This window comes from Halomonas sp. BC2 (genome assembly GCF_002078115.1).
In the GTDB taxonomy this organism is placed as follows: domain Bacteria; phylum Pseudomonadota; class Gammaproteobacteria; order Pseudomonadales; family Halomonadaceae; genus Vreelandella; species Vreelandella stevensii.
In genome coordinates, this window is sequence record NZ_LFGT01000008.1 from 33,691 (window position 1) to 44,780 (window position 11,090).

9 protein-coding genes and 1 pseudogene are annotated in these 11,090 nt (G+C 61.8%); 4 read left to right on the forward strand and 6 right to left on the reverse strand.

Translation table 11 applies throughout. The features are described from left to right. Positions 1-16 precede the first annotated feature (16 nt). The 4 genes from B7L71_RS05470 (at position 17) to gabT (ending at position 4,588) form a co-directional block, all read left to right on the forward strand. The gene (locus B7L71_RS05470; RefSeq protein ID WP_081136498.1) at positions 17-1,231 is read left to right on the forward strand and encodes a CaiB/BaiF CoA transferase family protein; all 1,215 of its coding nucleotides are present in this window, start codon (positions 17-19) and stop codon (positions 1,229-1,231) included. Positions 1,232-1,500: 269 nt separating this feature from the next. Beyond that, positions 1,501-2,295: an EAL domain-containing protein gene (locus B7L71_RS05475; RefSeq protein ID WP_081136500.1), complete on the forward strand. Its 795-nt coding sequence runs from the start codon at positions 1,501-1,503 to the stop codon at positions 2,293-2,295. Beyond that, positions 2,296-3,234, forward strand: a complete 939-nt coding sequence (locus B7L71_RS05480; RefSeq protein WP_081136502.1) for a sensor domain-containing diguanylate cyclase — start codon at positions 2,296-2,298, stop codon at positions 3,232-3,234. Between the two features lie 79 nt (positions 3,235-3,313). Next, positions 3,314-4,588: a 4-aminobutyrate--2-oxoglutarate transaminase gene (gabT, locus tag B7L71_RS05485; protein WP_062372298.1), complete on the forward strand. Its 1,275-nt coding sequence runs from the start codon at positions 3,314-3,316 to the stop codon at positions 4,586-4,588. A gap of 28 nt (positions 4,589-4,616) precedes the next feature. On the opposite strand, the gene B7L71_RS05490 is transcribed toward gabT, so the two are convergent. From B7L71_RS05490 to B7L71_RS05515, 6 genes and pseudogenes are all read right to left on the reverse strand, one after another. Next, entirely contained in the window at positions 4,617-4,865 is a 249-nt protein-coding gene (locus B7L71_RS05490) for a YkoF family thiamine/hydroxymethylpyrimidine-binding protein (protein WP_081136504.1), read from the reverse strand. A gap of 18 nt (positions 4,866-4,883) precedes the next feature. After that, positions 4,884-5,696 (reverse strand): alpha/beta fold hydrolase, encoded by an 813-nt coding sequence (locus tag B7L71_RS05495; RefSeq protein WP_081136773.1) that lies wholly within the window; start codon positions 5,694-5,696, stop codon positions 4,884-4,886. 127 nt (positions 5,697-5,823) lie between these two features. Continuing rightward, positions 5,824-6,870, reverse strand: coding sequence for a DNA polymerase IV (gene dinB, locus B7L71_RS05500; protein ID WP_081136506.1), 1,047 nt, complete (start codon positions 6,868-6,870; stop codon positions 5,824-5,826). A 63-nt stretch (positions 6,871-6,933) separates the two neighbouring features. Then, positions 6,934-8,428 (reverse strand): annotated as a pseudogene (locus tag B7L71_RS05505) (protein adenylyltransferase SelO). Between the two features lie 67 nt (positions 8,429-8,495). Beyond that, positions 8,496-9,833: an IS200/IS605 family accessory protein TnpB-related protein gene (locus tag B7L71_RS05510; protein WP_249273182.1), complete on the reverse strand. Its 1,338-nt coding sequence runs from the start codon at positions 9,831-9,833 to the stop codon at positions 8,496-8,498. Between the two features lie 196 nt (positions 9,834-10,029). Then, positions 10,030-10,896 carry an NAD-dependent protein deacetylase gene (locus B7L71_RS05515; RefSeq protein WP_081136510.1) on the reverse strand — a complete coding sequence of 289 codons (867 nt, stop codon included), beginning with the start codon at positions 10,894-10,896 and terminating at the stop codon, positions 10,030-10,032. Positions 10,897-11,090 lie beyond the last annotated feature (194 nt).

The following is an 11,090-nucleotide window of genomic DNA, read 5'->3' on the forward strand; positions in this document are numbered from 1 at the left end:
CTCAGCGAGGCACCCCATGAGCACAGCCGCAAAGCCCCTGGCAGGCATCAAGGTACTCGACATCTCTCGCGTACTGGCAGGCCCCTGGTGCGGGCAGATGCTGGCCGACATGGGTGCCGAGGTGATCAAGGTAGAGCGCCCCCAAAGCGGCGATGACACGCGCCACTGGGGGCCACCTTGGCTCTCCGGCAGCAACGAGTCGGCCTACTACCTGTGCGCCAATCGCGGAAAACGCTCGGTGACGGTCGATATGGCCAAGCCCGAAGGCCAGGCACTGATCAAGCAGTTGGCGGCCCAATCGGACGTGGTGCTGGAAAACTTCAAGGTCGGCGGGCTGAAAAAATACGGCCTGGACTACGCGAGCCTGAAAGCACTCAATCCTGGCCTGGTCTACTGCTCCATTACGGGCTTTGGCCAGGAGAGCCCCTACGCCCATCGAGCGGGCTACGATTTCATGATCCAGGCCATGGGCGGCCTCATGAGCCTGACCGGCCAACCCGACGGTGAACCCGGTGGCGGCCCGGTCAAGGTGGGGGTCGCCATCACTGACATTTTCACGGGCCTGTATGCCGCCAATGCGGTGCTGGCAGCGCTATACCAGCGCCGCGACAGTGGCGAAGGCTGCCATATCGACCTGGCGCTCATGGACGTACAGGTAGGTGTGCTGGCCAACCAGGCACTCAATTACCTGACCTCCGGCCAGGTACCCCAGCGGCTGGGCAATGCGCACCCGAACATCGTGCCCTATCAGGCGTTTGCTACCGCCGATGGCCACATGATCCTGGCCGTCGGCAACGACGAACAGTTCAAGCGCTTCTGCCAGGTCATCGACCAGCCGCAGCTGGCACAAGACGAACGCTTTGCCACCAACGGCAGTCGTGTACAGCATCGCGAAGCGCTGGTGCCGATCCTGGCGCTCGCCCTGGCAGCACAGCCTACCGATAGCTGGCTGGCAGCCTGCGAAGCGGTCGGTGTGCCCTGCGGGCCTATCAATACCCTTGATCGCGTGTTTGACGATCCTCATGTCAAGGCACGCGGGCTCAAGCAGACGCTGCCCCATGCCCAGGCAGGCGAGGTCAATCTCGTCGCCAACCCGATTCGTATCAACGGGCAGTCACTGAGTGCCCAGAGCGCTCCCCCGACCCTGGGCGAGCACACCGATAGCGTGCTGGATGCCATTGGCATCAGTGACGAGCAGCGCGCGGCGCTTCGCGCGGCAGGCATCATCTAATTGTTCTCTTCCGAATATGACCCACTTTAACTATTACCCACTTTAACTATGAACCTATGTCGATGTAGTACCCCTTGAAACGCCCAGCCGGGCGTTTTTTTTGCCTGCCATCACCACTCTATACAAAACCTATACAGACAGTGTCGTTATCGCTAGACTAAGCTTATCTCTTGGCAGCTCGTGGCCAACCCGAGCACGTGCTTTGCGACGATTTCCAATCCAGGCGACGTGACCCGTCGGCCGAATAAAAGACGACATGGGGTAACGGCATGGCTAACTGTGCGCGAGTGAGCGGAGTGTGTAAACGCTGTGAGGGCGAGCTGCCCTTTGAGTTCACCATGGCCTTCCAACCCATCGTCGAGCTTTCAAAGGCCCGCGTGGTAACCCATGAAGCACTGGTGCGCGGCCCGAATGGTGAATCGGCATGGAGCATCCTGTCCCAGGTGACCGATGACCTGTTGTATCGCTTCGATCAGGCGTGCCGGGTTCGTGCCATCGAACTGGCCAGCGAACTTGGCATGGAGACCGACCTCTCCATCAACTTCCTGCCCAACGCCGTATATGAACCCGAGGCCTGCATTCAAGCCACGCTGGAGGTATCTCAACGGGTGGGCTGGCCCACCGACAAACTGATCTTCGAGATCACCGAAACCGAGCGGGTACGCGACCGCCAACACTTGTGCAACATCATCGATGCTTACCGCAGCATGGGATTCAAGACAGCCCTGGACGACTTTGGCAACGGCTACGCCAACCTGGACCTGTTGACTGTTTTGGCACCGGACAAACTCAAGATCGACCGCGAACTGGTCATGCACTGTGATCAGCACCCACGTCGTCAGGCCCTGCTCAATGCGATCATCCTGCTGGCCAGGGAACTGGACATGACGCTGATTGCCGAAGGCGTGGAAACGCGCCAGGAAGCGCTGTGGCTTGCCCGGGCTGGCATCACTCGGCAGCAAGGCTTCTTTTATGCCAAACCCCGAATTGGCGAGCTGGCAACGGAACTAACGCCTATGCTGGAAGCACTACGTCATGAGATATCGTCAGGCATGGAGCGCTGAATGAACGCAATCGGCACCGATTATCTGTATCAACTGATACACCGCTCAAAGCGCAATACGGAGAACGTTATCAAGACCGCACCCTTGGGCATCTGTATCACCGACCCCCATGGTCATTTCGAAATGGTCAACCCTGCCTACTGCCAGTTTTACGGCTATCAAGAGGAAGAGTTGATCGGCCAGCACTTCACCATCGTGGTGCCCGAAGCGTATCGACAGCAAATCAGCCAGCTGCACGATGTGTTCATCCAGGGCAACGACACTCACGAGCTGCGCCAGGAGTGGGAAGTGCGCTGCAAGAACGGCGAAGTACGCACCATCATCGCCGAAGCCGCCCGCATAGAGGGCGATGATGGGCTGGCCCGCAAGGTCACGTTCATCGTCGATATCACCCAGCGCAAGCGGCTGGAAGAGCGCTTGAAGCAAGCCAACGAGCGCCTAAAATATCTGGCGCACCACGATGAGCTGACCGGCCTGCTCAACCGTCGCCAAGGGCTTGCCAAACTGGATGAGGCCATCGAGCGCTGCCAGCGCTACGGCAACCCGCTGAGCATTGCGCTTTTCGACCTGGACGACTTCAAGCAGATCAACGATACCTATGGGCATGGCGCCGGCGACGGCGTGCTCCAGGAGCTGACACGGGTGGTCGACCAACAGCTGCGCAACACGGATTTTCAAATACGTTTGGGTGGCGAAGAGTTCTTGATCATCATGCCGGAGGTCGCTGCTGAAGGCGCCCAAACGGCCATGGAGCGCATCCGGCAGGAAGTTGCGCAAATCTCCTACACCGAGCATCAATTGACCGTCACGTTGTCGGCAGGCATCGCATGTTACAGTAAAGGCTCCAGCACTCGGATGCTGGACCGTGCCGACAAGGCCATGTACCAGGCCAAGCAGGCAGGGCGCAACCGCGTCGTCATCGCATCGTCATCTGTGTGATCTAATGAACACTATGCTGAGATGCACACTATGCTTACAAGATGCTGACAAGCACACCCCAACCCAAAGGAGTTGAGCCATGAGCAATGCCGAGCTAAACGAACTAAAGCAGAAATACGTCGCGGCAGGTGCAGCAAGCCCCGCCACCGCCTTTGCGGACCGCGCCGAAAACGCTGAGATCTGGGACGCCGACGGCAACCGCTTCATCGACTTCGCGGGCGGTATCGGCGTGTTGAACGTGGGGCATCGCCACCCGAAGGTCGTCGCGGCGGTAAAAGCCCAGCTAGATAAGGTCATGCACACCTGCCAAACGGTCATGCCCTATGAAGGCTACGTCAAGGTCGCCGAAAAGCTCAGCCATCTCGTGCCCGTACGCGGCCACGCCAAGGTGATGCTGGCCAACTCCGGTGCCGAAGCGCTGGAAAACGCGGTGAAGATCGCCCGCGCCGCCACTGGCCGCTCCAACGTGATCTGCTTCGATGGCGGCTACCATGGCCGTACCTTCTACACCATGGCCATGAACGGCAAGGTCGCGCCCTACCAGACCGATTTCGGCCCGATGCCTGGCACCGTATTCCGCGCGCCCTACCCGGTGCCCTACCACGGCGTCAGCGAAGACGAGGCCATCCGCGGCCTGAAGATGACGCTGAAAACCGACGCCAACCCTAAAGACACTGCCGCGATCATTCTGGAGCCGGTGCTGGGTGAAGGCGGCTTCTACCCCGCACCGACCAGCTTCCTGAAGAAGATTCGCGAAATTTGCGATGAGCACGGCATGCTGATGATCATCGACGAAGTGCAGTCGGGCTTTGGCCGCACCGGCAAGATGTTCGCCATCGAGCACAGCGGCGTCGAGCCGGACATGATGACCATGGCCAAGAGCATGGCCGACGGCATGCCAATCTCGGCCATCGTCGGTACCGACAAGGTGATGGACGCCTCTGGCCCCAACTCCCTGGGCGGCACCTACACCGGCAGCCCCACTGCCTGTGCGGCTGCGCTGGCCGTCATGGAAATCTTCGAAGAGGAGAACATCCTCGAGAAGAGTCAGGCACTGGGCGAGAAGCTGGCAGCACGCTTCAACGAGTGGCAGGGCAAGTTCGATTGTATCGACCACGTGCGTAACATGGGTGCCATGGCCGCCTTCGAACTGGTGAACAACAAGACCGACCGCACCCCGGACCCGGAGCTGGCAGCAGCGCTGTGCAAAAAAGCCCGTGAAGAGGGTCTGATCCTGCTCTCCTGCGGCATGTACGGCAACACCATCCGCTTCCTGATGCCCGTCACCATCGAAGACGACGTGCTGAACGAAGGCCTGGACATCATCGAGTCCTGCCTGGAATCGCTGATCTAAACTCTCATCCCCACGCAGTTGAGGAGCGTTACCGGGGCCGCCGATCACCTTCCAAAAAGTTGGCGGTAAACACGGCTTTGCCGTGGGTCTCGAACGACCACTTCATCACCTCGCCGAGTGCCGCCATCACCTCATCGAACTCACCGAATAGCTGGGTACTCATGCGGTTAGGATGAACCTCCAGCCCGGTGGCCTCCAGGCGTTTGACCACTTCTTTCACCACGGGCTTGAAATCATCGGCCAGCGGGTAGTAGCTCAGCTGTACGGAAAGGTACATATCGACTCCTTGAGCGCCCTATGACGACGCTGTTTGAAACTGCTGCCACGCGGCCAGGATCGCCGAGCGGGTCTCCTCCGGGTGCTCCATGGGGAACATGTGGGTGCCCGGCACCGTACTGACCGGCAACCCCCGGCGGGCGATGCGCTTGACCCGCGATGGCGTCATCAAGTGCGACTCCAGCCCGGCCACTAGCTGAACGGGTACGCCTACCCGTTGGGGCAAGCCGGAGAGGTGATCCGGCAGGTGGCGGAAAATTTCCAGCTCGATGCGCGGGTCGAAGGTCAGCTCGGCACCGCCATCGTCCAGCAGCCGTGTGCCTGCTTCAATGTAGTCGTTGAGTGCCTCGGGGGTAAAGCGACGAAACAGCCCTCGCCGCCGCAGCGAGGTCGCCATGGCCTCACGGCTGGGCCACACCGTGCGCCGCCCCTTGGTTTTACCCGCGGGGGTGATACGGTCAATGAACCCAAAGCGCTTGGCCGCTTTCATGGCCCAGGCATCCGGCCCCAGCATCAGCGGCGGGTCGAGCATGATCACACCGCGAAAACGCTCCGGCTGCTTGTCGGCAGCCATGGCCATCAGCGTGCCGCCCAGTGAATGCCCCACCCCCAAGAGCGGTGCATCGGTGTCGGGCAGGTAGCTCAACAGTTCCTCTACCAGGTTGCCCCAGTTGTGGTTCACCGGGTAATCCGGGTGGTGGCCCAAACGGTCCAGCGGGTGAACATCGAACGATTCCGCCAGCGGGTCTAACAGGCTGCGGTAACTCAAGCCGGGAAAGCCGTTGGCATGGGCAAACACTAAGCGGGGGCGTTGGGTGGCATCGGCAGGCATGGCGGGCTCGCGGGTCATCTGGTGGTTCGGGGGCGATCACGTAAGGGCTGTCACATGAACCCTATCATACGACTGTTTTAACGCGAGCCCGAGTACCCGTCAATCCACCCAAGGGTTAACCTGCTAATTAAAACAGCGAGAGCTGCTGGGCAGCCGTCTCTTCCGCCAACCGATACCCCACCCCCAGCAGGCGCACGGGGCGCTCACCTCTGGCCCAGCCCACGTTCAGCAAGGTTTCGAACTGCTCCAGATCGGGCGCCGGGTCGGCGTGTTCGACGGTGGTTTGAGTGAAGTCGTTGAACTTCACCTTCACCATCAGCCCGCGCACGGCGGGGGCCGGATCGAGGCGTGCGTAGCGGCGCTCCAGGTCGCTGATCAGCTCAGGCAGCTCATGGCGGCAGGCGTCGAGGGTCGGCAAGTCCCGAGAGTAGGTTTGTTCGGTACTGATCGACTTGCGCTCGCGGTGGGTCTTGACCGGTCGCTCATCTCGCCCGTGGCTAAGCTCGTGCAGCCGATGGCCGAAGCGACCAAAGCGCTCCACCAGCTCGGTCAGCGGTCGGGCGCGCAGATCCGCCCCCGTTTGAATCCCCAGTTCGGCCAGCTTTTCAGCGGTGCGCGGCCCCACGCCATGAATCTTTTTCACCGGGAGCTGCTGCACAAAGGCATCGATATCGTCTGGCGTGATGACAAACAGCCCATCGGGCTTGCGCCAGTCGCTGGCGATCTTGGCGAGAAACTTGTTGGGTGCCACCCCCGCCGACACGGTAATGCCGACTTGCTCTTTCACCCGCTGGCGAATGGCTTCTGCCATGCGGGTGGCGCTGCCGTGATACTGGGTGACGTCCGAGACGTCCAGAAAGGCTTCGTCCAGCGAGAGCGGCTCGATCAGTTCGGTGACATCGCGGTAGATGGCAAACACCTGGCGTGCCACGGCCTTGTACTTTGCCATATCGCCACGAATCACCGTGAGGTGGGGGCAGCGTTTGAGCGCCTGGGCCATGGGCATGGCGGAGTGGATGCCAAACGCGCGGGCAGGATAGTTACAGGTGGCCACCACCCCGCGCTGCGCCACACTGCCGCCAATGGCAATGGGAATCTCCGCCAGCGCGGGGTTGTCGCGCATCTCGACCGCCGCATAGAAGCAGTCACAGTCGCAGTGAATGATTTTGCGCACAGGCCGACCTTGCCTCCGCCCTTACCTGTAAAAAAGCACAGTTTATCACAGAGTGTGCCGCCGTCACGTACCACAAAAAGTGCGCAGCACCTGCTCACTGGCCGTGGCAGGGGCGGCCAGTTGGCGCGCGGTTTCCGATTCATCGAAGGGCTGAGTGACCGCCGCGAGCAGCGTGTGGAAAGGCTCGAAATCACCTTCTGTTGCCGCGTCGATCACTGCTTGAATGCGGTGGTTACGGGGAATCACCACTGGGTTGGCGCGGCGCATGGCTTCCAGGCGTTCACTCTGCTGGCTGGCTTGCTGGGCGTTCTCCCAGTCGGCCAGCCAAGCGGCAAAGCCATCTGGCTGAGTGGTCAGCGCCAGCAACGCCTCTTTTTGGGAGTGGGCTGGCGTGTCCGCGCTCAAGGCTTGGGCACCCAGCGTTTTGGCATAGTGCGTCAGCGCGTCGAACGTCGCGGTCATGTCCATGCGGCCCTGATGCATCTGGGTTTCCAGTGCTTCCATCAGCGCCACGGCGTGATCGCTTTCCGGAGCAAGGCCCAGCTTGTCGGCATGCAGGCGGCGCTGCTCGGCGCCAAAACGAGCGGTAAAGCCGCGAAGCACCTCGGTGGCCTGCTCTACAACGGCCTCGCCCTCTTCCCGCATCAGCGGCAGCAGGGTTTCGGCAAAGCGGGCCAGGTTCCACTGGGCGATGCCCGGCTGATTATTGAAGGCGTAGCGCCCACCCTGATCGATGGAGCTGAAGACCTTTTGCGGGTCGAACTGCTCCATGAAGGCGCAGGGGCCGTAATCGATGGTGTCGCCAGCAATGCTACAGTTGTCGGTGTTCATCACACCATGAATAAAGCCCAGGCTCATCCAGCGTGCCACCAGTGCCGCCTGGCGGGCGGTAACGGCTTCCAGCAGGGCAAGGTACGGATCGTCAGCATTGGCCGTTTCTGGGTAGTGGCGAGCAATCACATGGTCGGCCAGCGCTTTCAGCACCGCTTCATCGCGACGCACGGCAGCAAACTGGAAGGTGCCCACGCGGATATGGCTGCGAGCCACACGGGTCAGGATGGCCCCCCGGCTCGGCCATCTGGCGTACCACGCGCTCCCCCGTGGTCACGGCCGCCAGCGCCCGAGTGGTGGGCACGCCCACGGCGGCCATGAACTCGCTCACCAGATATTCCCGCAGCACTGGGCCAAGCGGCGAGCGCCCATCCCCGCCCCGTGAAAACGGCGTGCGACCACTGCCCTTGAGCTGCACGTCCTGCCGCTGGCCCTGCTGATCCACCACCTCCCCCAGCAGCAGCGCCCGACCATCGCCCAACTGAGGCACGAAATTACCGAACTGATGCCCGGCATAGCCCAGCGCTCTAGGCTCGGCCCCTGGCGGTAGCCGGTTACCGCTGAACCATTGGGCCAGCGTGGCATCGTCGGGCCGCGTTTGCATGCCTAGCGCCACGGCCAAGGGTTCGTTGAATGCGATCAGGGTGGGTTGCGCCACGGGCGTGGGCTGGCAGGCCGCCCAGAGCGGTTCTGGCAAGGTGGCGAACTGGTGTTCGAAAGTCAGCACGGGCAACTCCGCTGTTCAATGAATGGCCTACAGAATACCCTAGCAGCTTAGTGAACACTCCCACGCATCATGCGACGCATTGATGCGGGGCTTCAGGCTCTCGCCGCCAGAGCGTTGAGAGCGTGACCGGTGTTCTCGGTTTGCCAGGGGAGCTTCTGCCCGCTGACAACTGCCCGTCCTTGCGGCGGGTCAGCTTGTGTTTCCAGGCCCAATAGCGGGCACCGATGTTGTAGCTGGCGTTGAGGTCGGCGTTGTACTGCTTGCCGTTCGGAAAGATAGCCAGTTCGTGCTGTGCCTTGTCCCGCTTGACGCGACCCGAGCCATCGAAAGCCCAGGAAGACGTGCCCCGGGCATAGACGTAGACAACCCGACCACCCGCCTCGGCCATTTTCTGCTCGATCAGCGTGGTCAGCCGGCGATGTAGCCACTGATGGAAGCGCTGGCGAAGCCCCGACCGTTTCTTGCCGGCTTTGGGCCGCCACCCCTTCAGGTCCTCCAGCACGATCACATCGGCGCCCTGTGCCAGTGCGAAGTCGACCAGTCGACGGGAGGTCTGCTGGGCAATCTGCTCGTTGATGTGCTGGGCCTTGCGGTACCACGTCCGCCCGAACCCTTTCGAGAGCCTGGCGGTCTTGCGCGCCTTGCGGCGAATCAGCGTGGCGCGCTTGTCGCGACGGTCTATGTCCGCGGCGGGGTGGAAGAATCCACGCGCTGCGACAGTGCCGTCCGGTGTCACGATGCTGACCGTGGCCAGCGTATTGATCCCCACGTCCACGGCGCATACGCGCTGCTGGTCAGGGAGGGATTGAGGCGCCAACGCCACCGGCACCGCCAGGTGGCAGTGTCGATTGAGCACCAGGGTGGGCGACTTCACAGTGCCGAGAAGATGGCGCTGACGTACCGCCTTGATCGCCACGTTATGCCACAGCCACTCCTTGCCATCCCACAGCTTCAGGCTGGCGGTGGTGAAGTCGGCATCGAACTTGACCAACTGCCCGCGATACATCGCCGGATAGCAGCCGGCCACGGGGTTGAAACGCGGTGGCTGGGCATGTTTCCGCTGGCGATCTCCCGACTGCCAGGCCCAATAGCGGGTCAGGTAGCTCGATACCTGGCCCTTGACGAACTCGATGGCGGCTCGGCGCAGGTAGGACGGGAACTTGTAGAAACGCTTCACGAAGTAGTGGTGGCGAGGCGAGGGGTTCTTCTTGGTCGGGTGCATCAGCCGCTCCACGGCAGCGGCAAAGCTAGGGGCCTGCTGCAGCGACGGCCAGTTGGCCAGGACCACCACCGACAACGCACGGCAGAACTGGCGATACTCCGCCAGCGTCAAACGCATCAGGTGTCGCTGCTGCGTCGTGGCTTGTAGTGGCCACTTGTCCGTGCGAATCATGGTTCGAGTCATGGAAAAAGCCTAAGCCATTACCTGATATTTATCCAGCATTTGCCTTGACGTTCGCCAAGGCTCGCCGCTTAACTAGCGCATCACGCTTCGCGTCGATACGTAGGATGCGCGGCTGACTTACTCAAGTAATGGGCGATCACCTGGCGCACGATGCCTTGCCCCATGGTGAGCGTGGCAATCCATGGGCGCCCACGTGTTACCCCTGCTGCAAGCAGGCCACTGCCTGCTCCAATGCCGGCGTCAGCGGTGCGCGCCACTGGTGGGTCAGCAATGCATCGGCGCGGGTCACGCCCAACGACAGCGAGGCCACGGGCAAGCCCATGGCGTGGGCATCGCGACAGAACCGGTAGCCGGAATAGACCATCAACGACGTACCCACTGCCAGCACCGCGTCGGCACGTTGCAGCGCCTCCTGAGCCGCCAGGCGCCGCGCCGGAGGCACCACATCGCCGTAGTAGACCACCTGCGGTTTGAGGATGCCCCGGCAGCGCGGGCAGTCCAGCACCTCGAAGGTGGAGAAATCGGTTTCCAGATCCGCATCGCCGTCCGGCGCGTGGCGGGCCTCCAGCGCGGCGAAGGCGGGGTTCATGCGGGCCATTTCACTGTGCATGGCGTGGCGCATCATCTGGTAGCCACAGGCCATGCAGGCCACCACGTCTGCCCTGCCGTGCAGATCGATCACCTTTTTCGAGCCCGCCCGCTGGTGCAGCCGGTCAACGTTTTGCGTGACGAGAAGCTCCACATGGCCCATGGCCTCGAGCTTCGCCAACGCCCGATGCGCGCCGCTCACCTGGGCTTCACGCATGGCCTTGAAGCCTACCAGCGCTCGCGCCCAGTAGCGCTGGCGAACGGCGAAGGAACTCATGAAATCGCCGTGCTGCACCGGCGGCGGGCGCTTCCACTGGCCATCGGCATCGCGGTAATCGGGGATTCCGCTGTCGGTGCTGACGCCCGCCCCGGTAATCACCCAGAGCTTGGGGTAGCGCTTGATAAAGGCGGCCAGTGCTTCCCCGGCCACTTGGCTGCTCTCACGTTTTTCGACACTTTCCACGGCCTGCGTCAATGGATCACCCTAGGCAATACTGCGACAAGTCAACGATACTGTAGGACAATATAAGCACATGCAATGTGCCCTCGATAGCGGATTAAGGAGCCTCTCATGCAGTGGGATCACGAGATTGTCATTGTTGGTGGCGGCATGGTGGGCGCGGCCCTGGCGGCCAGGCTGGGCCAGGCGGGCATGTCGGTTGGCCTGGT